A 26,201-nucleotide genomic window follows, 5' to 3' on the forward strand; every position below is an offset into this window, starting at 1 on the left:
GGGTAAGGCTCCCAGTAGACGACTGGGTTGATAGGCCGGGTGTGGAAGCCGAGTGATCGGTGGAGCTGACCGGTACTAATAGGCCGAGGGCTTGTCCATAGTTGCTCCGCGTCCACTGTGTAGTTCTGAAACCACGACCGCATTGCCTGTGGCCGGGGGCGGTTGACAGTTTCATAGTGTTTCGGTGGTCATAGCGTGAGGGAAACGCCCGGTTACATTCCGAACCCGGAAGCTAAGCCTTACAGCGCCGATGGTACTGCAGGGGGGACCCTGTGGGAGAGTAGGACGCCGCCGAACAATTGTTGAGGGAGGGCCCCGCAGCCGGGAACGGCAGCGGGGCCCTTTCGCATGTCCGCCCTCGGACGATCCGCTCAGGGCGGAACCCGATACAGGCCGGCGTCCCGGCGGGGCAGGCTCGGCGCATGCGCATTCTGGTGATCGGCGGGACGGAGTTCCTCGGGCGTGCCTTCGTGGCGCAGGTACTGGAGCGGGGTGACCGCGTCACGACCTTCAACCGGGGCCTGTCAGGCCCCGACGCGCCCGGTGTCGAGACGGTGCGAGGCGACCGGGAGGTGGCGGGCGACCTCCGGGCCCTGGTGGAGGGGCGCCGGTGGGACGCCGTGGTGGACACCCGCGGCGGGGTGCCGAAGGTGGTGGGGGAGACAACGCGGATCCTGTCGGGCCACGCGGACACCTACCTCTTCGTCTCCTCCTGCCACGCCTACGCGGACTGGCCCGCCGAGCCGGTCGACGAGCGGTCCCCGCGACACCCGTGCCCTCCCGACGCCGAACGCGGCGACGTACCGCCCAACGCGCTGAAGGCCGGCTGCGAGCGCGCGGTCGAGCAGCACTTCGACGGCGGTGTCCTCATCGTCAACCCCGGCCTGATCGTCGGTCCGTACGACAACGTGGGCCGACTCCCCTGGTGGCTCGAGCGGATCGCCCGAGGCGGACGCGTCCTGGTCGGCGGCGCCCCGGACCGGGCGATGCAGTTGGTGGACGTCCGCGACATCGCCGCGTTCATGCTGGGGGCGCTGTCGGAGAGGGCCACCGGGCGGTTCCTGGTGACGGGCGTCCGCTCCAACACCACCTGGGGCGACCTGCTGCGCGACTGCACGGCGGTCACCGGCTCCGACGCGGAGCCCGTGTGGGTGGACGACGCCTTCCTGGCCGAGCGCGGGGTCGAGCCGTGGACGGAGCTGCCGCTGTGGATGCCTCTCGGGAAGGGCGGCGACGGTGTGTGGCTCGCGTCCTCGGCTGCGGCGAGGGAACGGGGGTTCCACTGCCGTCCGGTCGCCGAGACGGTGCGGGACACCTGGGAGTGGGTGCGCGGGCGGGGAGCGGATGCCGGGCCCTGGATGCAGGGGGAGACGCCGCTCGGGATCGACCCCGGGAAGGAGTCCCGTCTGCTCGCCGAGTGGGACGCAGCCGTGTCCGGACGGGCTGGCGACTCCAGGAGCTGACACACCGGCGGTCGTACCCGCCGACGGGTACGGCGCGGCGCGGGCGCGGAGGCGCATGCGGGCGGACCGGGGGACGACCGCCGGAACCGACCCCCGGAACGGCCGCCGGATCCGGCGCTCAGATCCATCCGTCGAGCGAGGCGAGGAAACCGGGCAGGTCGTCGCGGTGGATGGTGTGTCCGGCACCGGCGACGACACGGACCTCAAAACCGCGGCGGGCCAGTTCCGCCGCGTGGGCGGGTCCGACGACGAAGCTCGGGTCGGCGAGCTGGACCAGCGAGGGCACGGCGGGCCGCTCCGGGAGGACGGCCCGCCCGGCCAGGTCGGAGAGCCCGCCGCCGGTGTCCGGGTCCCAGAGCGCGAGGGTGTCGAGTTCGATGTCGACGTCGGCCGCCTCCCACCGGGGGTTGAGGGCCGCGATCTGTTCGCGGGCCGCCGTGCGGAACCAGGCGAAGCCCTCCGGCCCCAGTCCGCGCCCCGGGCCGGGAATGCACCAGGCCGGGTCGGAGTAGACCGCGCGGCGCGGACGCAGCCTCTCGACGGCGAGGGAGAGGGCGAGGCCGCCCAGGGAGTGGCCGAGGGCGAGGTCGGCCCCGGCCGGCAGGGTGTCGACCAGGTCCTGGGCGAGGGCCTCGGCGCCGTAGCGCTCGGCCGGGGTGGCGCCGGTTCCGCGGGGACTGCGGCCGTGTCCGCGCAGATCCACGGCGATCACCCGGTACCCCCGGTCGGCGAGGGCCGGTCCGACCCGCCGCCAGCTGCGGTGGTCGGACATCATGCCGTGGACCAGCAGCGCGACGCGGTCCCCGGATCCCCAGGCGCGGGCGTGCAGTCTCATGATCCGATGGAAGCGCACGGCCGCCGCCACGTCCTGTTCCCACGCGGGAGTCTGCGTGCGTGTGTGCGGGTGCGTATGTGCGGCTGCGTGCGGCGCCGGTCCGGCCGGGCAGGTGCGCGGACTCAGCCGCCGCCGTCGCCGTGCAGCAGCCGCAGTGCCTCCTCGTCGTCGACCTGCCCGAAGTCCTCGTACCAGAGCCCGACCGAGCCGAACGAGCGCGGTTCGTACAGGCACACCACCTCGTCGGCCTCCCGGCCCAGTGCCGCGACGGCCTCGCGTGAACCCACCGGTACGGCGAGGACCAGGCGCGCCGGGTGGTGGACGCGCACCGAGCGCAGCGCGGCCCGCGCCGTGAAGCCCGTGGCCAGGCCGTCGTCGACGACCACGACGGTGCGGCCGGCCAGGTCGGGCACGGGCCGGCCCCGCCGGTAGAGGTCCTCGCGCCGCCGCAGTTCGCGGCGCTCCCGCTCGGCGAGGGGCGCCAGCTCCTCGGGGGTGGCCCGCAGCCAGGCCAGCGCCTCCCGGTCCCACAGGGGCGGGGCGTCGCCCGCGACGGCGCCGATGGCCAGTTCGGGCTGGCCGGGCGCGCCGATCTTGCGCGAGACCAGGGCCTCCAGGGGTGCGCCGAGGGCGTCGGCCACCTCGCGGGCGACCGGCAGGCCGCCGCGGGGCAGGCCGAACACCAGCGGGTCGGGCAGGGCGCCTGCCTCCTGCCGGGACAGCAGCTCCTCGCCGAGGGCGCGCCCCGCCTGCCGCCGGTCGCGGAAGCGCATCGGGGTCATGCGAACAGGTCGTCCACGTAGCACCACCGCCACTCCTCGCCCGGTTCGGCCGAACGGATGACGGGATGGCCCGTGCCGTGGAAGTGCGCCGTGGCGTGCCGACGCGGCGACGAGTCGCAGCACGCGACGCGACCGCAGGTCAGGCACTGCCTCAGGTGGACCCAGTCGTGCAGCCCCGCGGCCAGGCAGTCCTGGCAGCCCGGACCGCCGTCGGTGTCCTCGATGCCGGGGGGCTCCGTCGAGCCCGCCTCGGCCAGGTGTGCGCAGATCATCGTTGTGACTCCCGCGTCGGCGACGGTGCCAGCCTCTCACCCTCCGCCGTGCCCGGCATCTCTCCCAGCTCAGCGGCCCGGGCTCGGAGCCGGGCCGGCTCCGGGCGGTGCCGCCGCGACGGGCCGGGCGCGGCCGCGACGGGCCCGCTCAGCGCGGCCGGGCCGACAGGACGTAGCGGGTGGTGCCGTCGGTGACGGAGACGGCGTAGGGCTCGCCCCTGGCGAGGGCCGCGCGGGCCCGCCGGTGCTCGCGGTCGTCGGCGAGCCAGTGCCGGACCGGTCCGGCGAACGCGGGGCCGAACTGCTCGGCGACGTCCCGCGCACGGGCCCGCAGCCACCGCACGGCCAGCTCGGGGGTGTCCGCCTGCCGGGCCCCCAGCCGGAACTCCCGGGACAGGCCCGGGGTGCGGGCCGTGCACTCGCACCAGTAGCCGGACCGGGGCGGGAGGAGGACGCCGGGCCGGCCCGCCGTTCCCCCCGGGGCGGGACCGCCCCGCAGCAGGCAGCGGCAGCCCGGGAGGTGGGCCGCCGCCGCCGCCTCCGACGCCTTCACGGTCCCGGCCGGCAAGGCCCCACCGGGCGCGGGGACCGCCTCGCCTCCCGGGTGCCGTCCGCGCGCCTCCTGGGTCGTGTGTGTCATGGCGTCCACGCCGCTCCCTCCGGTCGTACGGCCCGCTCCGGACCGTCCCGCCTCCGCCCGTGCGGGCGGGACCCCGCCCCCGCCGCCGTCCGCCCGGCGGACCGCCGGGCCGTGAGGGTCGGCAGCACGTGGTCTCCCCGCGCTGCACCGGAGGGCCGCCGGGGTCTGCGGCCCCTGGTCGTCGGCTCGTCCATGGCGGTGCCGCCTTCCTGCGAACGCCCCCCGGTCGATTGTGCGAGGGGACCGCTGCTGCTTCCCGCGCCGCAGGCAGGGCGCACGGCGGCATGTCCCCCGACCGGCCCTGCGGCGGCCCGCCCCTCCAGGGGAGTGCACGACCCGTGCCCGCCGCCCGCAAAACGGCCGCGTGTCATCCGATCGCGTGTCCCGCCGGACGTCCCGGGGACGCCGCTCCCGCCGGCGGCCGTGCGCTGCGGTCCCGGGACGTCCGGCGCTCCGTCCCGGCGACGGGTGGGACGAGGGCCGCGGACGGGGCGGTCCCGACGGCCGGCTCCGTCGGCTGCGGTCCCTGCTACGGCTGCGGCGTCCACTGGTCCGGGGCGGGGATGTCCTCCCGGGCCTCCCACCACGCCTCGGGGACGCCGCCGGTGCCGGTGCGGGCGGCGACGACGCCCGCGGCGATGGCGCAGGTCGTGTCGCGGTCGCCCCACCCGCCGACGGTCTGCCACAGGGCCTCGGGCAGGTCGTCCAGGTGGCCGGCGGCGGACCACAGGGCGAACGGCACCGTGTCCGGGGCCGAGACCCGGTGGCCCGAGCCCAGGACGGATGCGGCATGGCGCACCGACGTGCCCTCGGGGAGGCCTGCGGCGACCAGCAGCAGGGAGCGGACGTCGCTGTCCGGCAGGTGGGAGGCCGCCTCGCGCAGGAAGGCCCCGCGATCCGGCGCGTCCCCGCCCTCGCTGGAGGCCGCCAGCGCGGCGGCGACCGCCACGGCCACCGCACCTGCGACGGCCTCCGGGTGCGCGTGCGTGGTCAGCGCCGACAGCCGGGCCTGCTCGGCCGCCGCGTCCAGGTCGTCCTTGAACCAGGCCCCCAGCGGCGCGACCCGCATCGCGGCCCCGTTGCCGTACGAGCCCTGCCCGCCGAACTGCCCGGTCGTCACGGTCCGCCAGTGCTCGCCCTCCCCGATCCGGCGGAGCACGCCGTGCATCGACGGCCCGTACTTCCGCGCCGGGTCCCGCGCGTACTCGGCGGCGAACTCCGCGGCAAGGCCGTCCGGGCGGATCCCGCGGTTGCGCACGAGGTGGGAGAAGAGCACCAGGGCCATCGCCGAGTCGTCCGTCCACAGCCACGGCGCGGGGCGCAGCCGCCGTGCGGCCCACAGCTCCTCCACGGGCTCGCCGGAGAGCGTGAACCAGCCGTCCCCGAAGGCGTCGCCGAGGACGAGCCCGTCCAGGCTGCTGCGTGCATGTCGCGGGTAGGTCACGGCCGCCCTCCCGGAGGCTCGGGTCCCCGGCATTCTCGCCGCACGGCGGAGCCGGCCGCGAGCGGATTCCGCCCGGTGCCGCCCGGACGTCCGCGGAGGGCGGGCCGGGCCGGAGGGCCGGCCGCGGACGGGCGGCGCGGGGCTGTGGGGCGGGGTTCCCGCCGTGGGCGCACGCACGGAGCGGGCCCCCTCGGCATGCCGAGGGGGCCCGCTCCGAACGGTGGTGCCCTTGTGCGCCGCCAGGGACTCGAACCCCGAACCCGCTGATTAAGAGTCAGCTGCTCTGCCAGTTGAGCTAGCGGCGCCCGCTCAACGTACATCCTACCTGACCAGGAGGGGTGCTCCGCACCTCCGCGCACCCGTACGGAGGGCTGCGTCCGGGCGCGCCGGGGGCCGGGGTCAGGCGCCCGAGCCGCTCGCGGCGGCGGACTCGTCGGACTGGAGGACGCGGCGGACGGCGTCGGCGATCGGTGTGGCGCGGACCAGCTCCCGGACGTGGCGGTGGACCGTGCGGGCGCCGGGCCCCCGGACGAGCCGACGGTCGAGGCGGGCCGCGCCCAGCAGCGCCGCGAGGTGCAGGTCCCGCAGGTCCGGCAGGTCGTGGGCGGCGGTGGGGCCGCCGGGTGCGTCGGCGGCCAGTCCGTGCAGCAGGTGCACGGCCCGCGCCTGGACCCCGGCGTGCCCGACGGCGGTGTACACCGTGGAGGGGAGGATCCCGAGGATGCGGCGGCGGCGGGCGGTGAGCAGGCCGCGGGCCTCCAGGGCGTCGAGGTGGGGCCGGTCGGCGCGGACGGACGCCCTGCGCACCCAGGGGTCGAGCCTCGGGCCCCGGCCGCGTTTGCCCCCGGCGGCCGAGAGGGCGGCGAGCAGGCCGTCGGCGGGTCCGCCGGTGGGGATCGGCCGGACCCCGGTGATCCGCCTGCCCTCGACGGTGACCGCCCCGGCGAGCAGCAGCTCCGCGAGGAGGGCCCCGCCGAGGACCCGGTTGAAGTTCCGCGGGCGGCGCAGGCGCCCCGAGACCGGGTCGGCGCAGAGCAGGAGCAGTTCCTCGGGCAGGGTGGGTCGGGGTCCTCCGTGCACGGTCGTTCCTCCTTGCGGGGCGGGTCCGCCCCTCGCTCAGGGATGAGCACGCCGGACGGGCGGTCGGCGGTTGCGGGGACGGGCCAGGACGGTGTGCCGGGGGGGGCCGGTGTGCCGGGCCCCGGTGTGCCGGTGTGCGGGCGCGCCGTCCGTGCGGCCGGACGGCGGACGGTGCGTCAGCCGGTGCGGGCGGCGAGCGGATCGGGCGCGGGGCGCCAGGGGCGGCACAGCGCCAGGAAGGCCGCGGCCGACAGCAGGGCCATGGCCAGCATGGCGGCCGTCATCGGCACGGCGGTCCGTCCGCCGCCCAGCCCGGACAGGACGGGGGAGAGCGCCCCGGCGGAGAACTGCAGGGTGCCGAGCAGCGCCGAGGCCGTGCCGGCGGCGCTCGGGGCGCGCTGCAGCGCCAGGGCGGTGGTGGTGGGGGAGACCAGGCCGACCGAGGAGGCGGTGGCGAAGAGCCCGGCGGCGATCCACGGCAGGCCGGCGTCGGTGAGGGAGGTCAGCAGGACCAGGGCGGTCGCGGCGGCGGTCAGCAGGACGGTGCCGGTGAGCAGGACGCGGTGGGCCCGGAACCGTCCCAGCAGGACCTTGCCGGTGAGCTGGCCGGCGGCCACCAGGCCGACGGAGTTGAGGCCGAAGAGGAGGCTGTAGGTCTGCGGGGACGCCCCGTACACCTGCTGGAGGGCGAACGACGAGCCGGAGATGTAGGCGAAGAGCGCCGCGAAGCCGAAGGCGCCGCACAGGACGTACCCGGCGAACGACGCGTCCCGCAGCAGGCCCCGCATGGTGCGCAGGGTGTCGGCCAGCCCGCCGCGGTGGCGGCGCCCCGGCGGCAGGGTCTCCTCCAGCAGCAGCGCCGCCGCGGCGAGGATCGCGGCCCCCAGCACGGCGAGGACCGCGAAGACGCCGCGCCACGAGGTGACGCGCAGCAGCTGGCCGCCCAGCATCGGCGCGAGGATCGGCGCGGTGCCCGACACCAGCATCAGCGACGCGAAGAAGCGGGCCGCGGCCAGCCCGTCGAACAGGTCGCGGACCACGGCCCGCGCGATGACGATCCCGGCCGCGCCGGAGAGCCCCTGCAGCAGCCGGAAGGCGATGAGGAGGCGGGCGTCGGGCGCGGCGGCGCAGGCGGCCGTCGCGGCGGTGTACAGGGCCATGCCGGCCAGCAGCGGGCGACGGCGGCCCAGCGCGTCGCTGAGCGGGCCCGCCACGAGCTGCCCGGCGGCCAGGCCCAGCAGGCAGGCGGTGAGGGTGAGCTGGACGGTGCCGTCGCCGGTCGCGAGGTTCTCGGCGATGCGGGGGAGGCCCGGCAGGTAGAGGTCCATCGACAGCGGGGCGAGCGCGGTGAGCGAGCCGAGGACGAGGGTGAGCAGCAGCCCGGCGCGGTGGGGCGCGCTCCTCGCGGGGGCGCGGGGCGGGGCCGGGTCGGCGGGGGAGGCGGACGTGCGGGTGTCGTGCATGCCGGTCGGGGGCTCCTGGGCTGGGGTGGGCTGGTGCAGGCGGGTGCGGGTGGGTGCGGGTGGGGCGGGGCCGATCCGGCCGGGTCGGCTGCGGAACGGGACCGCTCGGGCCGGGGAGCGGGCGAGGTGCGGGTGGGGTGGGGTGGGGAGGGCGGACGGTCCCGGTCCCGGCCAGGGTAAGGGGCGCGTACCGCTGTGACGACTGACACCGTACGGCGCCCCCGCGGGCGGGAACAGCGCGTCCCGCCCGCGGGTTGCAGCCGTTCGGCACAGGAATGCGACACGGACGACCTGGAAGGGGCAGCGCAGTGGCCGGCAGCGGGACCGCGGCGGAGCAGCACGAGGACCGGATCCGGGGCAGGGCGCGCGGGACGGCGCCCGCGCCGCTGTCGGTCCTGGACCTGGCGCCGGTCGGCGCCGGGTACACCCCTGGCGAGGCGCTGCGGGCCACCACCGAGCTGGCCCGGCGGACCGAGGAGTGGGGCTACCACCGCTTCTGGGTGGCCGAGCACCACGGCATGCCGGGTGTCGCCAGCTCCTCCCCGCCGGTGCTGATCGCGCACCTGGCGGCGGCCACCCGCACCCTGCGGCTGGGCTCGGGCGGCGTGATGCTGCCCAACCACGCGCCGCTGGCCGTGGCCGAGCAGTTCGGCCTGCTCCACGCCCTGCACCCGGGCCGCATCGACCTGGGGCTGGGCCGGGCGCCGGGCACCGACCCGGCGACGGCGCGGGCGCTGCGCCGCGGGCTGGGCGGCGAGGGCGCCGACGACTTCCCGCAGCAGCTCGCCGAGCTGACGGCCTTCCTCGACGGCTCGTTCCCGCCCGGGCACCCGTACGAGCGGATCCGGGCCGTGCCGGGGCCGTCGGCCGACGGCGGGGGCCGCCCGCCGGTGTGGCTGCTGGGGTCGTCCGGCTTCAGCGCGCGGCTGGCGGGCGAGCTGGGGCTGCCGTTCGCGTTCGCGCACCACTTCAGCGCGGCGAACACGGTGCCGGCGCTGGACCTGTACCGGGCGGCGTTCCGGCCCTCGGAGGTGCTGGACGAGCCGTACGCGGTGATCGGCGTGAGCGCGGTCGCCGCGGACAGCGCGGCGGAGGCGCTGCGGCTGGCCCGCAGCGGCGGCCTGTCGATGCTGCGGCTGCGCCGCGGCAGCCCGGGTCCGATCCCCACGCCGGAGGAGGCGGAGGCGTACCCGTACAGCGACCTGGAGCGCGACTTCCTCGACGACTGGCTGGGCAACGTGGTCCTCGGCGAGCCGGCGCGGGTCGCGGAGGGCCTGGAGGAGCTGCGGAAGCGGACGGGTGCGCAGGAGCTGATGGTGACCTCGCACGTCCACGGGCACGAGGCGCGGATCGCCTCCTACGGGATGATCGCGGAGGCGTACGGGCTCACGGCGGGCTGATCCGGAGGCGGGCCGGGCGGGGCTGGCGGGGGCCGGCCGGGCCGAGGCGGTCCGGGCACGGAACGGGTGCGGCCCCCCGGGGGTGCCGGTGCCGCGCCTTCCCCGGAGTGCCGGCCGGCCCTGCGGCGCAGCTGTCCTGACGGGGTGCCGGACCGGACCGGCCGGCCGCCGGACCGGCGCGGGGGCGCGCGGATCTCGGGGAGGAACGATTCCGTGCGCCTCTTGTGCACCCCCATGTGCGCCCCCGGCCGAGGGCATTCGCCTGTTCGGGAAGCGGAGGACTTTCCGGACGGGCGAGGGAGGCGGCCATGAGCGAGAGCGTCATCGAGCGGGGTGTGGAGATGAGCCCGGGCGACCCGGCGTGCGAGCACGTCTACGGCACCGCGGCCGAGTTCGGCAACCTGTACGCCTGCAGCCGCTGCGGGCACACCAGCTGGGACGGTCCGGCGCTGCCCGCGGCCGCCGTGCCCTTCGTGCTGCGGCGGCCGATCGACGCGCTGGACGTCTAGGCGGGGCGCCCGGAGCGGGCACGCAGGGGCTCCCGGGCCGCCGTCGACGGGACGGCGGCCCGGGAGCCCCCGTCTGTCCGGGGACGGGCTCTCAGCCCGCCGCGCCGCCCCGGCCCCCGTCCGGGTCGAGGCCGAACAGGCGGGCGGCGTTGCCGTGGCAGACCGCCCGCAGCCAGTCGTCGCCCAGGTCCAGGCGCGCCAGGGCGTGGAGCTGGTGGGCGTAGGGGTACGGGATGTTGGGGAAGTCGGTGCCGAGCAGGACCCGGTCCTGGAGGTCCTTCAGGCGCGGCAGCTCCGCCCGCGGGAAGGGCGCCTCCTGCTCGGCGAAGCCGGTGAACGCCATGGTGGTGTCCAGGCGGACGTGCCGGTGGCGGTCGGCCAGGTCCAGGAAGTCCGCGTACTCGGGCATGCCCATGTGCGCCACCACCAGCCGCAGCCGGGGGTGCCGGGCCAGCACCGCGCCGATCGGGCCCGGGCCGGTGTGCCGGCCCGGGGCCGGGCCCGACCCGCAGTGTGTGACGACCGGGACGCCGGCCTCGGCGAGCAGGCCCCACACCGGGTCCAGCAGCGGGTCGGCCGGGTCGTAGGCGCCGACCTGGACGTGCGCCTTGAAGACCCGGGCGCCGGCCTCCACCGCCGCGCGGACGTAGCCGGCGGCCTCCGGCTCGGGGAAGAACGTGGCGGTGTGCAGGCAGTCGGGGGTGCGGGCGGCGAAGTCGGCGGCCCAGGCGTTCAGCCAGGCCGCCATGCCGGGCCTGTGCGGGTACAGCAGCGCGGTGAACGCCCGGACGCCGAAGCCGCGCAGCACCGCCAGCCGCTCCTCCTCGGCCGTCCGGTAGGCGATCGGCCAGGGGCGGCCGGTGAGCGGTCCGGCGGAGTCGAAGTACGCCCACACCTTGTCCATGACCCGGGCCGGCATGAAGTGGGTGTGCACGTCGACGAGGCCGGGCAGGCCGAGGGCGCGGCGGAAGGCCGCGACCTCGGCCGCCTCGGCCGCCGGGTCCGTGCCCGGGCCTGCGCCGGCCGGTCCGCCGACCGCTCCCGTGCCGTCGCCCCCGCTCGCGCCGGCGGCCGCTCCCGGTCCGCCGCCGTCCGTGCCGCCGTTCCCGCTCACGCCGCCCCCGGCCGCGCCCGCTCCAGGATCGCGGCGGTGTCCGCGCCCGGCGGCAGGGTGCCGAACGCGCCGCCGCGGTCGCCGCCCAGCCGGGACGCGCAGAAGGCGTCGGCGACCGCCGGGTGCCCGTGCCGCACCAGCAGCGACCCCTGCAGGACCAGCACCATCGACTCCGCGAGGCGCCGGGTGCGGTACTCGGCGTCCGTGAGGTCGGCCAGCTCCTTCCGCAGGGCGTCGACGGCGGCGTCCAGGCGCCGGTCGGCGCCCGCCGCGAGCCCCACCTCGGCGAGGAAGGCCTCCACCGTCTCCGGCCTGCGCCCCATGGCGCGCAGCGCGTCCAGGGCGGCGACGTTGCCGGAGCCCTCCCAGATGGAGACCAGCGGCGCCTCCCGGTACAGGCGCGGCATGCCGGACTCCTCGACGTAGCCGTTGCCGCCCAGGCACTCCATGGCCTCGGCGGCGTGCGCCGGCCCGCGCTTGCACACCCAGTACTTGGAGACGGCGAGCGCCAGGCGCCGCAGCAGCCCCTCGCCCTCGTCGCCCGCCGCGGCCCGGTCGGTCGCCCCGGCCAGGCGCATCGCGACGGCGGTCGCGGCCTCGGACTCCACGGCGAGGTCGGCCAGCACGTTGCGCATCAGCGGCTGGTCGAGCAGCGCCGCGCCGAACGCCCGCCGGTGGGCGGCGTGGTGGACGGCCCGCACGGTGCCGTACCGCATGGCGGAGGCGGCGCCGATCGTGCAGTCCAGGCGGGTCATGTTGACCATCCCGATGATGGTCGGCACCCCGCGGCCCTCCTCGCCGACGAGCCACCCCGTCGCGCCGTCGTACTCGATCTCGGCGGAGGCGTTGGAGTGGTTGCCCAGCTTGTCCTTGAGCCGCTGCAGGTGGATGCGGTTGCGCGAGCCGTCCGGCAGCACCCGCGGCAGCATCAGGCAGGAGAGGCCGCCCGGCGCCTGCGCCAGCGTCAGGAAGACGTCGGACATGGGCGCGGAGGTGAACCACTTGTGGCCGGTGAGCCGGTACGTGCCGTCGCCGGCGGGCACCGCCCGGGTGGTGTTGGTCCGGACGTCGGAGCCGCCCTGCTTCTCCGTCATCGACATGCCCGCGACGAGCCCGCGCTTGGTGCGCGGGTCGCGCAGCCCGGGGTCGTACTCCCGGGAGGCCAGCAGCGGCTCCAGCCACGCCGCCAGCTCCGGCGCGGCCCGCAGCGCGGGCACGGACGCGTACGTCATGGAGACCGGGCAGGTGTGGCCGGCCTCCACCTGCCCCCACAGGAAGAACTTCGCGGCGCGCGCGGTGTGGGCGCCGGGCCGGCCGTCCCGCCAGGGCGCGGCGTGCAGGCCGTGGGAGACGGCCGTGCGCATCAGCTCGTGCCACGCCGGGTGGAACTCCACCTCGTCGATCCGGTGCCCGTACCGGTCGTGGGTGCGCAGCACCGGCCGGTTCTCGTTGGCCAGGCGGCCCCACTCGGCGGCCCGCTCCGACCCGGCGAGGACGCCCAGGGCGTGCAGCTCCGGCTCGGCCCAGCCCGCGCCCTCCCGGTGGAGGGCCTCCAGCAGCGCCGGGTCGTCGGCGGCGTCGTGGCCGTAGGGGTCGGGCACCTGGTTGGTGACCTCATGCGTCGGCGGCATCGCGTCCTCCCAGGGCGCGCAGGGTGAAGGAGAGCAGGGCGGGGACCACGTCGGAGGGGTCCGAGCCGGCGGCGAGCGGGCCCACCAGCGCCTCGCCGACCGCGCCGACCAGGGCGGCGGCGGTCAGCGCGGGGTCCTGGGCGGGCAGCCGCCCGGCGGCCGTGCCCGCCGCCACCTGGGCGGCGATCACGTCGCGGAACGCCCGCCGGAAGACCAGCCGCTCGGCGTCCACGGCCGGGTCGACGGGTTCCGCGAGCAGGGCGTGGGCCAGGCGGGGGGCGCGCAGGGCGCGGACGGCGAAGGTCTCCACCACGGCCGCGACCCGCTGCTCCGGCTCCAGGCCGGGTGCGGCCGCGGCCGCCGCCACCGCCTCGACCTCGCGGCCGACGACCGAGCGGAACAGCTCCACGGCGAGCTCGGCCTTGCCGGTGAAGTGCCGGTACACGCTGCCGGTGGCCATCCCGGCGCGCTCGGCCACGGCCGCCACCGAGCACCCGGCGTAGCCGCGGTCGGCGAGCAGGGCGGCGGCGGCCCGCAGCACGGCCTCGCGGCGGCCGTCCAGCCGGGCCTGCACGGCGGGGGTCCGTCGGTAGGGCACGGGAAGGATTGAAGCAGCGATTCACTGCTTCGTACAGAGGGGCGGACGGCGGGGTGCGGGCGCGCTGGTGCGGGGGTGCGGGGGTGCGGGGCGCAGGGGCGGGGCGCGGGTGCCGCACCGCACTCCTTACGGGGCGGTGACGGGCCGCCTGTCGCGCGCCCCGCGACGCCCGCGCGGCCCTACCGTCGGGGCATGGACATCCTGGTCACGGGCGGGGCGGGCTTCATCGGCGCACGGGTCGCGGCGCGGCTGGCGGCCGCCGGGCACCGGGTGCGGGTGCTGGACGCCCTGCTGCCCGCCGCGCACCCCGCCGGGCCGCCCGGCCCCGGCGCGCTGCCCGACGGCGTGGAGCTGCGGGTCGGGGACGTGCGCGACCGGGACGCCGTCGAGGACGCCCTGCGGGGCGCCGACGCCGTCTGCCACCAGGCCGCCATGGTCGGCCTCGGCGTCGACCTCGACGACGCGCCCGGCTACGTCGGCTGCAACGACCTGGGCACCGCCGTGCTGCTGGCGGCCATGGCCCGCGCCGGGGTGCGCCGCCTCGTCCTGGCCGGCTCCATGGTCGTGTACGGGGAGGGCCGGTACCGCTGCGCCGGGCACGGCGACGTCGCCCCCGGCCCGCGCCGCCCCGCCGACCTCGACGCCGGGCTCTTCGAGCCGCCCTGCCCGCACTGCGGCGCGCCCCTCGCCCCGGACCTGGTCGACGAGTCCGCCCCGGCCGACCCGCGCAACGTGTACGCCGCCACCAAGCTCGCCCAGGAGCACCTGGCCGCCGCCTGGGCCCGGGCCTGCGGCGGCCGGGCCGTCTCGCTGCGCTACCACAACGTCTACGGGCCCGGCATGCCCCGCGACACCCCCTACGCGGGCGTCGCCTCGCTCTTCCGCTCCGCCCTCGCCCGCGGCGAGGCCCCCCGGGTCTACGAGGACGGCAGACAGCGGCGCGACTTCGTGCACGTCGACGACGTGGCGGCCGCCAACCTGGCGGTGCTGGAGGCCGACGGCGGCCACCCCTTCCGGGCGTACAACACCGGCAGCGGCGACGTGCACACGGTGGGGGAGATGGCGGCGGCGCTGGCGGAGGCGGCGGGCGGGCCGCGGCCCGTGGTCACCGGGCAGTACCGGCTGGGGGACGTCCGCCACGTGACGGCCGACTCCGGGCGGCTGCGCCGGGAGCTGGGCTGGCGGCCGCGGGTCGGCTTCGCCGAGGGCATGGCGGGGTTCGCCGCCGCCCCGCAGCGGGCGGGGGCCCCGGCGGGGGCCTCCTGACGGCGCGTCGGGCCGTCGGGCCGTCCGGTGGCGGCCCGCATCCCCGCATCCCCGCATCCCCGCGCGGGCCGCGGGACCGGGGCCGCCCGGACCCTGCGGACATCCGTGCCCAAACGGCTGCGGGCCCTCCGACGGTGTCGTTACGCTCCCGGCCCATGATCACCCATGCCGAGACCATCGACCGCGCCCTGGAGCGGATCACCGCCGGGTACGTCCTCCCCGAGCGGACCGCCGCGATCGAGTCCGCCCTCCGCGGCCGGCTCGCCTCCGGCGCGTACGACGCCCTGGACGGCCCGGCCTTCTGCGAGGCCGTCACCGCCGACCTCCAGGAGGCCTGCCCGGACCGCCACCTGCGGCTGCTCTGGAGCGACGAGCCGCAGTCCCTTGAACCGGAGGACGAGGACGCGGGGCGTGCCGCCTTCCTCGCGCTGCAGCGCAGCAAGAACCAGGGGATCCGGCGCTTCGAGCACCTCGAGGGCGGCGTCGGGCTCGTCGACGTCTCCCTGATCGCCGACCCGGCCGAGGGCGCCCGTGCGGCCGGCGCCGCCATGGAGCTGGCCGCCGGCACCCGCGCCCTCCTCCTCGACCTGCGCCGCTGCCCCGGCGGATCGCCCGAGGGCGCCGCCCTGTGGTGCAGCTTCTTCTTCCCCGACGGCGGGGTGCACCTGAACGACATCCACGACCGCCCCGCCGGCACCACCCGCCAGTACTGGACCGCCTCCCACCTGCCCGGTCCGCGCTACCTCGACCGTCCGCTGCTCGTGCTCACGAGCGCCGCCACCTTCTCCGGCGCCGAGGACGTCGCCTACACCCTCCAGGCCCACGGGCGCGCCGTCGTCGTCGGCGAGACGACCCGCGGCGGCGCCCATCCCACCGACCGGTACCCCGTGACCGCGCACATCACCGTCACCGTGCCCACCGCCCGCACCGTCAGCACCGTCACCGGCACCAACTGGGAGGGCGTGGGCGTGGTCCCGGACATCGCCGTCCCCGCGGAGGAGGCGCTGGAGACGGCGCGCCGGGAGGCCCTGCGGCGCCTGGCGTAGCCCGGTCCCGGCGCGTCCCGCGGCCCAGGCGTTCCGCGGCCGAGGCGCCCCGGGACGGGCGGCCCGGGCGGTCAGGCGCTCCGGGCGGCACCGGCCGGCGCCGGCGCCGCGGGCAGGACGACCTCGAAGCAGCAGCCGCCCTGGACGTTGCGCACCGCCGCCCGCCCCGCGTGCGCCTCCACGATGCCCCGCACGATGGCCAGGCCCAGCCCCGCCCCGCTGTCGCCGTGGCTGTGCCCCCCGGGGGCGGCACGCGGCGTGCGGGCGGGGGCGCCGCGCCAGCCGGTGTCGAAGACCCGCGGCAGGTCCTGCTCGGGGATGCCGCCGCAGCCGTCGCTCACCGACAGCACCACGTCGCCGCCCTCCCGCCGCGCCCCGACCGCGACCGTGCCGTCGGCCGGCGTCGCCCGGATCGCGTTGACCAGCAGGTTCCCCAGCACCCGGGTCATCTCCCGGCCGTCGACCTCCACCGCCTCCGGCGCCACGCCGCCGCCGACCAGCCGCACGCCGTGCTCGCGGGCCAGCGGCTGCGCCCCCGCCAGGGCCTCGTCCACCAGGTCGTAGGCGGAGACCCGGGCCAGGGTGAGGGTGAGCGCCCCCGCGTGGATGCGGGAGAGCTCGAAGAGGTCGTCGACCATGCCCGTGAGCCGGTCCACCTCGACGCGGATGCGGCGGTGGTAGCGGGCCGGGTCCTCGGCCACGCCGTCCTCCAGGGACTCCGCCATCGCGCGCAGCCCGGCCAGCGGGGTCCGCAGGTCGTGGGAGATCCAGGCGATGAGCTCGCGGCGGGACGCCTCCAGGGCCCGCTCGCGGCGCTGCGACTCGGCGAGGCGGGCGCTGGTGCCCGCCAGCGCCTCGCCGAGGGCGGCCAGTTCGCTGGTGGGCGGGTCGGCGGGGGCGGTGAACCCCTCCTCGCTGCCCACCGTCGCCGCCGCGTCGACCAGCGCCCTGCTGCCCGCCACCACCCGGCGGCCGATCAGCAGCGCCGGCACCAGCGCCGCGACGGCGGACATCCCGACGACGGCCATGACCACGCCCAGGTCGTGGTCGGACAGGAACATCGCCTGCGCCACGGTCACCGTGCCGGCCGTCATCGCCGCCACCGCGACCACGGCGACGGCGGAGAGGGAGGCCGCGACCGTGCGGCGGCGCAGCAGCCGGACGGCGGGGGCGGCCAGCAGGCCGACCGTGCCGGCGCCGAGGGCGGCCAGGGCGGCGATGAGCAGCAGGTCGTTCACGGTGTGCCCCCGGGGGTGCGGTGCGGTCCGTCGTGGCGGGTGCGGGAGCCGTCCGGGGGCCGGCCGCCGCGCCGGGCGCGGGTGCCCGCGGTGTCCTGCGGGCCCTGCGGGCCCTGCGGGTCCTGCCGCGCGTACGGGCCCTGCTGCTCGTACGGGTCCTGCCGGTCCTGCGGGGGCCGTGCTGCGTCCGGCCCGCCGGCGGCGGCGCCGTGCGCGCCGCCGGGGCCGGGGTCGAAGCGGTAGCCGACGCCCCAGACGGTGGCGATCAGGCGCGGCCCGGCCGGGTCGTCCTCGACCTTCTCCCGCAGCCGCCGCACGTGGACGGTGACGGTCGACAGGTCCCCGAACTCCCACCCCCAGACCCGGCGCATCAGCTCCTCCCGGGAGAAGACCCGGCCCGGGTGCCGCAGCAGGAAGGAGAGGAGGTCGAACTCCCGCACGGTCAGGGCGAGTTCGCGCCCGTCGCGGAAGGCGCGGCGGGCCGCCGGGTCGACGGCCACGCCGCCCGCCGCCAGCAGCTGCGGGAGGGCGTCCGCCGCGGCGCGCGGCGCCGCCGTGCGCCGCAGCACCGACCCCACCCGCAGCACCAGCTCGCGCGGGCTGAACGGCTTGGTGACGTAGTCGTCGGCGCCCAGCTCCAGGCCGAGGATGCGGTCGGCCTCGTCGCCGCGCGCGGTCAGCATCACCACCGGCAGCGGCGGGCGGCCCCCATCCGCGTCCGCGGCGCGCAGCCTGCGGCAGACCTCCATGCCGTCCAGCCCGGGCAGCATCAGGTCCAGTACCACCAGCGACGGCCGTTGCGCGGCCGCGGCGGCGAGGGCGGCCGGTCCGTCGGCGGCCCGGTCGACGGTGTACCCGGCGCGGGCCAGGTAGCCGGCGACGACCTCCGCGACGGTGGGGTCGTCGTCGACGACCAGGATCCGCGGGCCGGCGGCGCCGGGATCGCTCTGCTCGGTCATGCGGCCGAGTCTAGGACGGGCCGTGTCCGGAAGATCCGGATTGGTCAGGACCGGTAGGACTTCCGTAAGGAGTGGTGGCGGCTTTTGCGGCCTTTGCGCTCGTAGCGTGGCAGGGTGACCGCATCCCACCCGACCGGACCGGCCCCCGCGGCCCCGGTGGACGTCGTCCTGCCCTGCCTCGACGAGGCCGGGGCGCTGCCGTGGGTCCTGGAGCGCATCCCCGCCGGCTGGCGGCCCCTCGTCGTCGACAACGGCTCCACCGACGGCTCGGCCGCCCTCGCCCGCTCCCTCGGCGCCACCGTCGTCCACGAGCCCCGCCGCGGGTTCGGCGCCGCCTGCCACGCCGGGCTCCTGGCTGCCACCGCCGACGTCGTCTGCTTCCTCGACTGCGACGCCTCCCTCGACCCCGGCCAGCTCCACCGGGTCGCCGACCCCGTCCGGGAGGGCCGCGCCGACCTCGTCCTCGGCCGCCGCGTCCCCGCCGGGCGCGGCGCCTGGCCCCTGCACGCCCGCCTCGCCAACGCCGAACTGGCCCGCCGGCTGCGCCGCCGCACCGGCGCGCCGCTCCGCGACCTCGGCCCGATGCGCGCCGCCCGCCGCGAGGCGCTGCTCGCCCTCGCCCAGCGCGACCGCCGCTCCGGCTACCCGCTGGAGACGGTCCTGTCCGCCGCCGCCCTCGGCTGGCGCATCGGCGAGGTGCCGGTCGACTACCGGCCGCGCGCCGGGCGCTCCAAGGTCACCGGCACCCTGCGCGGTACCCGGCAGGCCGTCGCCGACATGCGGCGGGTGCTCGCCCGCACCGGGCAGCCGCCCGTCACCGGCACCCTGCTGGTGGTCGCCAAGGAGCCGGTGCCGGGCCGGGTCAAGACCCGGCTCTGCCCGCCCTGCACCCCGGAGCAGGCCGCCCGCCTCGCCGCCGACGCCCTCGCCGACACCCTCGCCACCGGCCTGCGGCTGCCCGTGCGGCGCCGGGTGCTGGTGCTGGACGGCCGGCCCGGCCCGTGGCTGCCCGCCGGCTGGGAGGTCGTCCCCCAGTGCGGGGGCGGGCTCGACCGGCGGCTGGCCGCCGCGTTCGCCGCCGCCGACCCGGGGCTGCCGGCGCTGCTCGTCGGCATGGACACCCCCCAGCTCACCCCGGCCCTGCTCGCCCCCGCCCTCGGCCCGGAGGCGTGGCGGGACCGCGACGCCTGGTACGGGCCGGCGGCCGACGGCGGTTTCTGGGCGCTCGGCCTGGCCCGGCCGGACGCGGCGGCCGCCCGGCGGCTGCTGGAGGGCGTGCCGATGTCGGTGCCGGACACCGGCGCGGAGCTGCTGCGGCGGCTCGGCGGCGAGGGGCTGCGCACCGGACTGCTGCCGCAGCTGGCCGACGTGGACACCGCTGCGGAGGCGGAGGAGGTCGCGGCGCTGGCTCCCGGGACGCGGTTCGCCGCGGGCTGGCGCGGGCTGTGCGGTGCGCAGGCGGCGGACGGTCCGGCGGCGGGCCCTGCGGCGGCCGCGGGCCGTCCGGCGGTGCCGGCGGGTCCGGCGGGTCCGGGGAGCGGCTGAGATGGGGTGGACGGACACGGGGGCGGACGCCGCCGGCGGCGGCCCCGCCGCGGGCGGACCGGGCGGGCCGGTACGGGTCCGGGCGGACGGCGGCGCGGACGGCGGGGCGGCCGCCCGGCCGCCCCGGCCCTGGATCGACGACCCGTTCGCCGCGGCCCTGCGGGCGGGCTGCGGCCCGCTCTGGCTGCGGCGCGCCGACGGCGGCCGCCACCGGCTGGAGGTGGAGCGCTGGTGCGCCCCGCCGGACGCCGCCGACCGGTCCGTCCTCGGCCGCTGCGCGGCCGGTCCCGGTCCGGTCCTGGACGTCGGGTGCGGGCCCGGGCGGCTCGTCGCGGAGCTCATGGCCTCGGGCGTCCCGGCGCTGGGCGTGGACGTGGTGCCGGCCGCCGTCGCGCGCACCCGCGGGCTCGGGGGCTCGGCGCTGCGGCGGTCGGTGTTCGACCGGCTGCCGGGGGAGGGCCGCTGGTCCGCGGTGCTGCTGATCGACGGCAACCTCGGCATCGGCGGCGACCCGGCCGCACTCCTCGGCCGCGGCGCGGCCCTGCTGGCCCCGGGCGGGCGGCTGATCGCCGAGGTGGACCGGTCGGACGCGGACGAGCGGGTCGAGGTGTGCGTCGAGGACGGGCAGGGACGCCGCGGCACCCCGTTCCGCTGGGCCCGGCTCGGACTGCGGGCGGCGGTGCGGGAGGGGGTCCGGGCGGGTCTGCGGGTGGCGGAGGCGTGGGACTGCGGTGCGCGGCGGTTCGTGACGCTGGAGCGGTGACGCGGCGAGCGGTGAAGGGGCGAGCGGCGACGGGCCGAACGATGGCGGGGCGGCGGGGCCGCGCGGGGTGACGCGGGGCCGGGACGGGGGCCGGCGCGGGTCGGCGGCGCGTACGGCGGCGGCCGCCCGCGCGCCCCGGGTCGGGGTGCGCGGGCGGTCGGTGGGGGTGCCGGCCCGGAGCGGTCCGGGCGGCGCGAGGCCGGGACGGGGGCCGGTGCGGGCCGGTCCGTGTCAGCGGCGGGCGCCGGTGAGGGGGGCGTCCGGCACGGGGTGGTCGGCGACCGGTGCGACGGCGGCGGCGCGGCGGGTGCGGCGGGTGCGGCGCTCCAGTCCGGCGGAGACCGCCGTGGCGGCCAGGGCCGCGACGGCGAGGGCGGCGCCGATCCAGTTGGGCGAGGTGTACCCGTGGCCGCCCTCGATGGCGAGGCCGCCGAGGTAGGCGCCGCCCGCGTTGCCGAGGTTGAAGGCGGCGATGTTGGCCGCGGAGGCGAGGGTGGGGGCGCCCTCGGCCTGCTGCATCACCCGGGTCTGCAGCGGTGGCACGGTGGCGAAGCCGGCTGCGCCGAAGAACAGGATGGTGACGGCGGCGAGCGGCTTGCTGTGGGCGGTGGCGGTGAAGACGACGAGGATCACGGCGAGGGCGCTCAGCACCACGTACAGGGTGGGCATCAGCGCGCGGTCCGCGGCGCGGCCGCCGGCCAGGTTGCCCGCGAACAGGCCGACGCCGAACAGGACCAGCAGCCAGGTCACGGTGGACGGGGCGAAGCCGGTGACGTCGGTCATCATCGGGGCGATGTAGGTGAAGGAGGCGAAGACGCCGCCGAAGCCGAGCGCGGTCATCGCCAGCGCCAGCCACACCTGGGGGCGCCGGAAGGCCGCCAGTTCGCGGCGCAGCCGGGCGTCGGGGTCGCCGGGGCTGTTCGGCACGAGGGCGGCGATGCCCGCGAGGCCGACCACGCCGAGCCCGGCGACGACCCAGAAGGTCGAGCGCCAGCCGAGGTGCTGGCCGAGCAGGGTGCCCATCGGCACGCCCAGGACGTTGGCGACGGTGAGGCCGGTGAACATCAGGGCGATGGCGCCGGCCCGCTTGGCGGGGGCGACCAGGTCGGCGGCGACGACCGCGCCGACGCCGAAGAACGCGCCGTGGGAGAGGGCGGCGACGACCCGGCCCGCCATGAGCAGCCCGTAGGTCGGGGCGAGGGCGGAGAGCAGGTTGCCGGCGATGAAGAGGACCATCAGCCCGAGCAGGACGTGCTTGCGGGGCCGCCGGGTCACCAGGGCGGTGAGCAGCGGCGCGCCGACGACCACGCCGAGGGCGTAGCCGGAGATCAGGAGCCCGGCGGTCGGGATGGAGACCGCGAAGTCGCCGGCCACCTCCGGCAGCAGGCCCATGATGACGAACTCGGTGGTGCCGATGCCGAAGGCGCTGATGGCCAGCGCCAGCAGGGCGAGAGGCATGGGGTGGGACCTTCCGTGGGGGTGCATCGGGTTTTTCGAAAGCGTCTAAGGCGCTTCTGCAATAGTTGCAGACGCGTTCTATGTAAGCACGCGGGTAAGCTGGACGCAAAGGGAGGAGGATGCAGATGGGCATCGCCGACGACGCGGCCGAGGTCCGCGCCCAGGGGTGGCGCACCCTCGCCGCACTGCACGGCCGGATCGAGGACGCGCTGGAGAAGGCCCTGCAGCGCGCCCACGACCTGTCCGTCGTGGAGTACACCGTGCTGGACGCCCTCGGCCGCCAGGACGGCTGGCACATGCGCATGCAGCAGCTCGCCCGCGCCGTGGTGCTCAGCCAGAGCGCCACCACCCGCCTGGTCACCCGGCTGGAGGACCGCGGCCTGCTCGCCCGCTACCTGTGCGACACCGACCGCCGCGGCATCTACACCGAGGTCACCGAGGCCGGGCGCGCCCTGCTGGAGGCCGCCCGCCCCACCCACGACGACGCGCTCGCCCGCGCCCTCGCCGACGCCGCCGACCTGCCCGAGCTGGCGCCCCTGGTCGACGCGCTCGCCGCCCTGCCCGCGGTCCCCGCGGTCCCCGCGGCATCGGCGTCCGGAGTTGGGGCGTCCGGGGCCGGGGGGTCCCGGCCGGCAGGGGCTTCCGCGGCGACCCGCTGAGCGGCCGCGGAGCCGGGGGGCTCTGCGTGGCCGGGGGGCTCTGCGTGGCCTGGGGCGTCCCGCTGCGGGGCGCCCCAGGCGTTGCGCGGCGGCGGGCCCGGGCCCTGTGCCCCGCGGGCGGCGGCGCGCCGCCCCGGCGGACGGCGTCCCGTGCCCGACCGCCCCGGCGGGCGGCCGACCCCGCGTCAGTCCGTGCGGCGGCGCCCGCCCGCCCCTGCCGCGCCGCGCCGGGCCGCGCCCCGGCGGCGCACCGCCCGCAGCAGGACCACGGCGGCGGTCGCCGCCGCCACCGCGGCCAGGCAGGCCAGCCACCCGCGCAGGTAGTCCAGCGGCAGCAGCGACGGATTGCCGTGGTCCTCGCCGCTGCGCAGCAGCACCGGCAGCGCGACGGCGGTGAGGGCGGCGGCCGTCAGCAGCCCCGCCCGCACCGGGCCGCGCAGCCACGGCGGCAGCAGGCGACCGGTGGCCAGGCCCGCGAGCAGCACCAGCGGCACCCACACGCCGTCGTGCAGCACCACGGCGGCCACCGCCCAGCGGACGACGCCGAGCGGCTCGTGGACGTACGGGTCGCCCAGCAGCCCGGCCACGCCGTAGCCGGTCACGGCCAGTCCGGCCGCGCCCACTGCGGCGCGCAGCGCACGGGCCGCGGGGCCGGCGGGCCGGCCGTGGACGGCCGGGGCGCGGCCGGGTTCCCGCTCGTCGGCCTGCCCGTGTGCGTGGGTGCGTGCCTGCTCGCGTGCCCGTACCCGTGCCCGTGCCCGTTCCTGGTCCCGTGCCTGGGCGGGTCCGGTCCCGGGGGATCCGGCGGGCCGTCCCGGCCGGGCGGCCGGGTCCGCGGGGTGCGGACGGTCCGGCTCCGGCCCGGGCCCCGGCGGGTCCGGGCGTCCGGTGCTCACGACAGGACCTCCAGACGGGTGACCCACTTGGTCTGCAGCACGCCCGGCCGGTTCGGCGCGATGAGCCGCGCGGGCCGGCCGTGGTCGGCGGCCAGGTCCTCGCCGTCGATGCGCAGCGCCAGCAGGGTCAGCGGGTCGCTGGCGTAGTGCGGGCCCAGCTCGGTCACGCCGTACGGGCCGCGGTCCGGCGAGACCACCCGCACCCGGGACGACGCGGGCGCCCCGGCCCGCTCCAGCAGGTCGCGCACCCGCACCCCGGACCAGCGCGCGGACGCGCTCCACCCCTCCACGCAGGCGATCGGCAGCTCGGCCTCGTACTGCGGCATCGCCCGCAGCTCCGCGAGCGTCACCTCGTACGGCCGCGGCCCCAGCACCCGCAGCCGCCAGGCGGCGGTGTCCACGGACGCGGTGCCGGCCTGGGCCGCGGTGCGGTTCACCGGCAGGCCCTGCGGGCCGATGTCCGGCCGGCGCGGGGCCAGCAGGTCGAGCCGCCGCAGCCCGGGGACGGTCTGGCCCGCCGTCACGGCGGTGACCGCGCCGACCGCCGCCCCCACGGCCAGCAGGAACCGCCGCCGGTCCGCGCCCCCGTCCCGCGGCGACGGCCGCCGCCAGTGCGCGGCGATCAGCGGTGCCTTGGCGGCGACGTGCAGCAGCAGGCCGCCGATCGCGATCCACGCCGCCCAGTAGTGCGTCTGCCGGAACGGGAACGGCCACGGGTACCACTGCGCCGTGTTGAGCAGCCCGGTGAAGAGCTCCAGCAGTGCGGCGGCGACCAGCAGGCCGACGCCCAGCCGCTCCGCCGCCTGTACCGGGCCGCGGGCCGGCGGCCAGGCGAACAGCCGCGGGTAGACCGTCCACAGCTTGGCGCCGAGCAGCGGGATCGCGGCGATGCCGCTGACCACGTGCAGGCCCTGGGTGATCCGGTACCCCTGGACGGGACGGCTCGGCAGGCCGTCGCGCAGCCAGTCCGGCGGCTGCTGGAGCACGTGGCTGAGCAGTCCGGTGGCGAAGCAGACGGTGAAGGCCGCCGCCAGCCACCGGCCCAGCACGACGGCGGTGCGCGGGTCGTGCAGCCGCTCGCTGAAGGCGCCCTCCCGGAACGGGCCGCGGCGCAGCCGCCCGGGAGGGGCCGGCATCCGGAGGTCGAGTCGCATGGGTCCATCACACCGCCGCGCGGTGCGAAAAGGGCGATGCGGCACCTTACGGAATGCGGACACCGCGCCGCGCCGGGGACCCGGCCGGCGTGCACGGTGCGAGGGTGGTGGCCATGCCCGACGCCGTCCGCCCCGCCGCGCCCTCCGCCCCCGGCCCGGGACCGGCCCCCGGGTCCGGCCCGGAGCCCGGCCCCGGCCTCGGCGCTTCCGCCGGCCCGGGGGAGCCGCATCCCGCGGCCGGGCCCGCCGGCGCCGCCGGTGGGCCCGCCGGCCCGCCCGTCCCCGCCGCCGGCCCGCCCGTCCCCGCCGCCGGCCCCGGCGGGCCGGCCGGCGCCCGCGGCGGCCTCGCGCCGACCGCCGCCTGCGCGGCGCTGCTCCTGCTGCTGGCGGCCTGCCTCGCCGCGGCCGTCCGGTGGGGCGGCGACTTCGGCCGCACGCACGCCCTCCTCGCCTGGTACGCCGCCTGCTGGGCGCTCTTCGCCGCCGCCGTCGCCCTGCTGCGCCGGGTCCCCGCCCGGCGGGTGGTGCCGCTGGTCGCCGCCGGGGGGCTGCTGCTGGCCGCCACCGGCCTCGTCGCGCCGCCCCGCACCAGCGACGACTCCTACCGCTACGCCTGGGACGGCCGGGTGCAGGCCGCCGGCGTCTCCCCGTACCGCCACGCCCCGCTGGACCCCGCGCTCGCCCCGCTGCGCGACCCGTGGCTCTTCCCCCGCGGCACCTCCTGCCGGGGCTGGGACCTGCGCCGCGCCGACGGCGTCTGCACCCGCATCAACCGGCCCGCCGTCCACACCATCTACCCGCCGGTGGCGGAGGGCTGGTTCGCCGCGCTGCACCTGGCCGCCCCGGCCGGCGCCCGCCACAAGACCGCCCAGGTGGGCGGCCTGCTGGCGGCCTGCGCCACCACGGGGGTCCTGCTCGCCGTGCTGCGCCGCCGCCCCGGGCCCGACCGCCGCCGGCGGGCGGCGCTGTGGGCCTGGTGCCCGGCCGTGCCGCTGGAGGCCGTGAACAACGCCCACGTCGACACGGTGGGCGCGCTGCTGGCGGTGGCGGGCCTGGGACTGGCCGCCGTACCGCCGGGGGCGCTGCGGCGGGGGGCGGGGACCGGGACCGGGGCCGGGGCCGGGGCCGGGGCCGGAGTGCTGCTCGGCCTGGCCACGGCGGTGAAGCTGCTGCCCGGGCTCGCGGTGCCCGGCGTGCTCGCGGGCGTCCTGCGCCGGGGCGCGTCCCGCCGGCGGCGCGCGCTGCTCGCCGCGGGCGCCGCCGTGGCCGCCTTCGCGCTGGTGTACCTGCCGTACGCCGTCTCCGACGGTGCCGCGGTGCTGGGCTACCTGCCCGGCTACCTGCACGAGGAGGGCTACGACGACGAGCGGCTGCAGCGGTTCGGCCTGCTGCGCCTGGTCCTGCCCGACGCGGCGGCCCAGGCCGCCGCCGCCCTGGCGGTCGCGGCGGCGGTCGTCCTGGTCCTGCTGCGCGGCGACCCGGCGCGGCCCTGGCGGGGGGCCCTGCTGGTGACCGGCACGGCCTTCCTGGCGCTCTGCCCCGGCTACCCCTGGTACGGGCTGCTGGTGGTGGCGCTGGTCGCACTGGACGGCCGAGGGGAGTGGCTGGCCGTCCCGGGGGCGGCCGCCGTGCTGTACCTCGCGCACGGGGGGCCGCCGTGGCTGCAGCCGTCCGTGTACGGCGCCGCGCTGGCGGCGGTGGTCGCGGGGGCGGTGCTGCGGCGGTCCGACGGGCCGGGGCGTGCGGGCGGACCACCGCGTACCGGCGGGCCGGGCTGGGCCGGCGGCGGTCCGGCCCGAGTGGTGTAGACCTAGGTCTAGTCCAATCCATTGACGTGGTCCCGACACGCGGTCACGCTGGTGCCCGGCGCCCCGCCGTGCCCCTCCCCCGGAGCGCCGGGCGGGCGCGCACCCCCGCCGGCCCTCTCCCAGGAGGCACCCCGTGCCGCACACCCCGCGCACCCCCCGGCCCCCGGTCCACCGCCCC

24 protein-coding genes, 1 tRNA gene, 2 rRNA genes and 1 pseudogene are annotated in these 26,201 nt (G+C 78.4%); 12 read left to right on the forward strand and 16 right to left on the reverse strand.

Features of this window, described 5'->3' with window-relative positions; all coding sequences use genetic code 11:
• The 3 genes from LO771_RS12905 to LO771_RS12915 all read left to right on the forward strand — a co-directional run.
• Positions 1 to 99 (forward strand): 23S ribosomal RNA (locus tag LO771_RS12905); the annotation flags it as partial.
• 81 nt (positions 100 to 180) lie between these two features.
• Positions 181 to 297, forward strand: a 5S ribosomal RNA gene (gene rrf / locus LO771_RS12910).
• A 125-nt stretch (positions 298 to 422) separates the two neighbouring features.
• Positions 423 to 1,463 carry an NAD-dependent epimerase/dehydratase family protein gene (locus LO771_RS12915; protein WP_230651678.1) on the forward strand — a complete coding sequence of 347 codons (1,041 nt, stop codon included), beginning with the start codon at positions 423 to 425 and terminating at the stop codon, positions 1,461 to 1,463.
• Positions 1,464 to 1,581: 118 nt separating this feature from the next.
• On the opposite strand, the gene LO771_RS12920 is transcribed toward LO771_RS12915, so the two are convergent.
• From LO771_RS12920 to LO771_RS12955, 8 genes are all read right to left on the reverse strand, one after another.
• Positions 1,582 to 2,298, reverse strand: coding sequence for an alpha/beta fold hydrolase (locus tag LO771_RS12920; RefSeq protein ID WP_230651681.1), 717 nt, complete (start codon positions 2,296 to 2,298; stop codon positions 1,582 to 1,584).
• A 122-nt stretch (positions 2,299 to 2,420) separates the two neighbouring features.
• A complete protein-coding gene (locus LO771_RS12925) occupies positions 2,421 to 3,071 on the reverse strand; it encodes a phosphoribosyltransferase (RefSeq protein ID WP_230652210.1) in 651 nt (216 codons plus the stop codon).
• Positions 3,072 to 3,076: 5 nt separating this feature from the next.
• A complete protein-coding gene (locus tag LO771_RS12930; protein WP_230651684.1) occupies positions 3,077 to 3,352 on the reverse strand; it encodes a UBP-type zinc finger domain-containing protein in 276 nt (91 codons plus the stop codon).
• A gap of 148 nt (positions 3,353 to 3,500) precedes the next feature.
• On the reverse strand, positions 3,501 to 3,992 hold the full coding sequence (locus tag LO771_RS12935) for a hypothetical protein (RefSeq protein ID WP_230651687.1): 492 nt from the start codon (positions 3,990 to 3,992) through the stop codon (positions 3,501 to 3,503).
• 529 nt (positions 3,993 to 4,521) lie between these two features.
• Positions 4,522 to 5,436, reverse strand: a complete 915-nt coding sequence (locus LO771_RS12940; protein WP_230651690.1) for an ADP-ribosylglycohydrolase family protein — start codon at positions 5,434 to 5,436, stop codon at positions 4,522 to 4,524.
• Positions 5,437 to 5,668: 232 nt separating this feature from the next.
• Positions 5,669 to 5,741 (reverse strand) — tRNA-Lys (locus LO771_RS12945).
• 94 nt (positions 5,742 to 5,835) lie between these two features.
• Positions 5,836 to 6,516: a GPP34 family phosphoprotein gene (locus tag LO771_RS12950; RefSeq protein ID WP_230651692.1), complete on the reverse strand. Its 681-nt coding sequence runs from the start codon at positions 6,514 to 6,516 to the stop codon at positions 5,836 to 5,838.
• Positions 6,517 to 6,692: 176 nt separating this feature from the next.
• The gene (locus tag LO771_RS12955; RefSeq protein WP_230651695.1) at positions 6,693 to 7,979 is read right to left on the reverse strand and encodes a multidrug effflux MFS transporter; all 1,287 of its coding nucleotides are present in this window, start codon (positions 7,977 to 7,979) and stop codon (positions 6,693 to 6,695) included.
• Between the two features lie 308 nt (positions 7,980 to 8,287).
• On the opposite strand from LO771_RS12955, the gene LO771_RS12960 reads away from it, so the two are divergent.
• Both LO771_RS12960 and LO771_RS12965 read left to right on the forward strand, forming a co-directional pair.
• Positions 8,288 to 9,379 (forward strand): LLM class flavin-dependent oxidoreductase, encoded by a 1,092-nt coding sequence (locus tag LO771_RS12960; RefSeq protein WP_230651698.1) that lies wholly within the window; start codon positions 8,288 to 8,290, stop codon positions 9,377 to 9,379.
• Positions 9,380 to 9,687: 308 nt separating this feature from the next.
• Positions 9,688 to 9,888, forward strand: coding sequence for a hypothetical protein (locus LO771_RS12965; protein WP_230651700.1), 201 nt, complete (start codon positions 9,688 to 9,690; stop codon positions 9,886 to 9,888).
• A 91-nt stretch (positions 9,889 to 9,979) separates the two neighbouring features.
• On the opposite strand, the gene LO771_RS12970 is transcribed toward LO771_RS12965, so the two are convergent.
• The 3 genes from LO771_RS12970 to LO771_RS12980 form a co-directional block, all read right to left on the reverse strand.
• Entirely contained in the window at positions 9,980 to 10,840 is an 861-nt protein-coding gene (locus tag LO771_RS12970; RefSeq protein WP_230652212.1) for an amidohydrolase family protein, read from the reverse strand.
• Positions 10,841 to 10,998: 158 nt separating this feature from the next.
• Positions 10,999 to 12,633, reverse strand: a complete 1,635-nt coding sequence (locus LO771_RS12975) for an acyl-CoA dehydrogenase family protein (RefSeq protein WP_230651704.1) — start codon at positions 12,631 to 12,633, stop codon at positions 10,999 to 11,001.
• Positions 12,617 to 13,231 carry a TetR/AcrR family transcriptional regulator gene (locus LO771_RS12980; RefSeq protein ID WP_230651707.1) on the reverse strand — a complete coding sequence of 205 codons (615 nt, stop codon included), beginning with the start codon at positions 13,229 to 13,231 and terminating at the stop codon, positions 12,617 to 12,619. Before LO771_RS12980 ends, LO771_RS12975 begins: the two co-directional genes overlap by 17 nt.
• Before the next feature lie 192 nt (positions 13,232 to 13,423).
• Here LO771_RS12980 and LO771_RS12985 point away from each other — a divergent pair, with 192 nt between their 5' ends.
• Positions 13,424 to 14,497, forward strand: a complete 1,074-nt coding sequence (locus LO771_RS12985; RefSeq protein ID WP_230651710.1) for an NAD-dependent epimerase/dehydratase family protein — start codon at positions 13,424 to 13,426, stop codon at positions 14,495 to 14,497.
• Positions 14,498 to 14,652: 155 nt separating this feature from the next.
• Complete coding sequence (locus tag LO771_RS12990; RefSeq protein WP_230651713.1) at positions 14,653 to 15,543, forward strand: S41 family peptidase; 891 nt, start codon at positions 14,653 to 14,655, stop codon at positions 15,541 to 15,543.
• Positions 15,544 to 15,614: 71 nt separating this feature from the next.
• Here the strand turns inward: LO771_RS12990 and LO771_RS12995 are convergent, their stop codons facing one another.
• Positions 15,615 to 16,781 (reverse strand): sensor histidine kinase KdpD, encoded by a 1,167-nt coding sequence (locus tag LO771_RS12995; RefSeq protein WP_230651716.1) that lies wholly within the window; start codon positions 16,779 to 16,781, stop codon positions 15,615 to 15,617.
• A complete protein-coding gene (locus LO771_RS13000; RefSeq protein ID WP_308188900.1) occupies positions 16,778 to 17,701 on the reverse strand; it encodes a response regulator transcription factor in 924 nt (307 codons plus the stop codon). The genes LO771_RS12995 and LO771_RS13000 overlap by 4 nt, the downstream gene beginning before the upstream one ends.
• 195 nt (positions 17,702 to 17,896) lie before the next feature.
• Between LO771_RS13000 and LO771_RS13005 the strand changes: the two are divergent.
• The 3 genes and pseudogenes from LO771_RS13005 to LO771_RS13015 all read left to right on the forward strand — a co-directional run.
• Positions 17,897 to 18,553, forward strand: a pseudogene (locus LO771_RS13005) (glycosyltransferase family 2 protein); the annotation flags it as partial.
• A 165-nt stretch (positions 18,554 to 18,718) separates the two neighbouring features.
• Positions 18,719 to 19,285, forward strand: a complete 567-nt coding sequence (locus tag LO771_RS13010) for a DUF2064 domain-containing protein (protein ID WP_374228172.1) — start codon at positions 18,719 to 18,721, stop codon at positions 19,283 to 19,285.
• Position 19,286: 1 nt separating this feature from the next.
• Positions 19,287 to 20,048, forward strand: coding sequence for a methyltransferase domain-containing protein (locus LO771_RS13015; RefSeq protein WP_230651725.1), 762 nt, complete (start codon positions 19,287 to 19,289; stop codon positions 20,046 to 20,048).
• Positions 20,049 to 20,279: 231 nt separating this feature from the next.
• Here the strand turns inward: LO771_RS13015 and LO771_RS13020 are convergent, their stop codons facing one another.
• Positions 20,280 to 21,506: an MFS transporter gene (locus LO771_RS13020; RefSeq protein ID WP_230651728.1), complete on the reverse strand. Its 1,227-nt coding sequence runs from the start codon at positions 21,504 to 21,506 to the stop codon at positions 20,280 to 20,282.
• Positions 21,507 to 21,631: 125 nt separating this feature from the next.
• Here LO771_RS13020 and LO771_RS13025 point away from each other — a divergent pair, with 125 nt between their 5' ends.
• Positions 21,632 to 22,165 (forward strand): MarR family winged helix-turn-helix transcriptional regulator, encoded by a 534-nt coding sequence (locus LO771_RS13025; protein ID WP_230651732.1) that lies wholly within the window; start codon positions 21,632 to 21,634, stop codon positions 22,163 to 22,165.
• Between the two features lie 185 nt (positions 22,166 to 22,350).
• On the opposite strand, the gene LO771_RS13030 is transcribed toward LO771_RS13025, so the two are convergent.
• Both LO771_RS13030 and LO771_RS13035 read right to left on the reverse strand, forming a co-directional pair.
• Positions 22,351 to 22,767, reverse strand: a complete 417-nt coding sequence (locus LO771_RS13030; RefSeq protein ID WP_230651735.1) for a hypothetical protein — start codon at positions 22,765 to 22,767, stop codon at positions 22,351 to 22,353.
• Between the two features lie 290 nt (positions 22,768 to 23,057).
• Positions 23,058 to 24,215: a molybdopterin-dependent oxidoreductase gene (locus LO771_RS13035; RefSeq protein ID WP_374228162.1), complete on the reverse strand. Its 1,158-nt coding sequence runs from the start codon at positions 24,213 to 24,215 to the stop codon at positions 23,058 to 23,060.
• Positions 24,216 to 24,328: 113 nt separating this feature from the next.
• Here LO771_RS13035 and LO771_RS13040 point away from each other — a divergent pair, with 113 nt between their 5' ends.
• Complete coding sequence (locus tag LO771_RS13040) at positions 24,329 to 26,023, forward strand: glycosyltransferase 87 family protein (RefSeq protein ID WP_230651738.1); 1,695 nt, start codon at positions 24,329 to 24,331, stop codon at positions 26,021 to 26,023.
• Positions 26,024 to 26,201 lie beyond the last annotated feature (178 nt).

The sequence above is a fragment of the Streptacidiphilus sp. ASG 303 genome (genome assembly GCF_020991365.1).
In the GTDB taxonomy this organism is placed as follows: Bacteria; Actinomycetota; Actinomycetes; order Streptomycetales; family Streptomycetaceae; genus Peterkaempfera.

Excerpts from the sequence above, each read along its gene's own strand:
- LO771_RS12915 (WP_230651678.1), top strand. The coding sequence starts at position 423 with ATGCGCATTCTGGTGATCGGCGGGACGGAGTTCCTCGGGCGTGCCTTC.
- LO771_RS12920 (WP_230651681.1), bottom strand. The coding sequence starts at position 2,298 with ATGAGACTGCACGCCCGCGCCTGGGGATCCGGGGACCGCGTCGCGCTG.
- LO771_RS12925 (WP_230652210.1), bottom strand. The coding sequence starts at position 3,071 with ATGCGCTTCCGCGACCGGCGGCAGGCGGGGCGCGCCCTCGGCGAGGAG.
- LO771_RS12930 (WP_230651684.1), bottom strand. The coding sequence starts at position 3,352 with ATGATCTGCGCACACCTGGCCGAGGCGGGCTCGACGGAGCCCCCCGGC.
- LO771_RS12935 (WP_230651687.1), bottom strand. The coding sequence starts at position 3,992 with ATGACACACACGACCCAGGAGGCGCGCGGACGGCACCCGGGAGGCGAG.
- LO771_RS12955 (WP_230651695.1), bottom strand. The coding sequence starts at position 7,979 with ATGCACGACACCCGCACGTCCGCCTCCCCCGCCGACCCGGCCCCGCCC.
- LO771_RS12965 (WP_230651700.1), top strand. The coding sequence starts at position 9,688 with ATGAGCGAGAGCGTCATCGAGCGGGGTGTGGAGATGAGCCCGGGCGAC.
- LO771_RS12975 (WP_230651704.1), bottom strand. The coding sequence starts at position 12,633 with ATGCCGCCGACGCATGAGGTCACCAACCAGGTGCCCGACCCCTACGGC.
- LO771_RS12985 (WP_230651710.1), top strand. The coding sequence starts at position 13,424 with ATGGACATCCTGGTCACGGGCGGGGCGGGCTTCATCGGCGCACGGGTC.
- LO771_RS12990 (WP_230651713.1), top strand. The coding sequence starts at position 14,653 with ATGATCACCCATGCCGAGACCATCGACCGCGCCCTGGAGCGGATCACC.
- LO771_RS13015 (WP_230651725.1), top strand. The coding sequence starts at position 19,287 with ATGGGGTGGACGGACACGGGGGCGGACGCCGCCGGCGGCGGCCCCGCC.
- LO771_RS13020 (WP_230651728.1), bottom strand. The coding sequence starts at position 21,506 with ATGCCTCTCGCCCTGCTGGCGCTGGCCATCAGCGCCTTCGGCATCGGC.
- LO771_RS13025 (WP_230651732.1), top strand. The coding sequence starts at position 21,632 with ATGGGCATCGCCGACGACGCGGCCGAGGTCCGCGCCCAGGGGTGGCGC.
- LO771_RS13035 (WP_374228162.1), bottom strand. The coding sequence starts at position 24,215 with ATGCGACTCGACCTCCGGATGCCGGCCCCTCCCGGGCGGCTGCGCCGC.
- LO771_RS13040 (WP_230651738.1), top strand. The coding sequence starts at position 24,329 with ATGCCCGACGCCGTCCGCCCCGCCGCGCCCTCCGCCCCCGGCCCGGGA.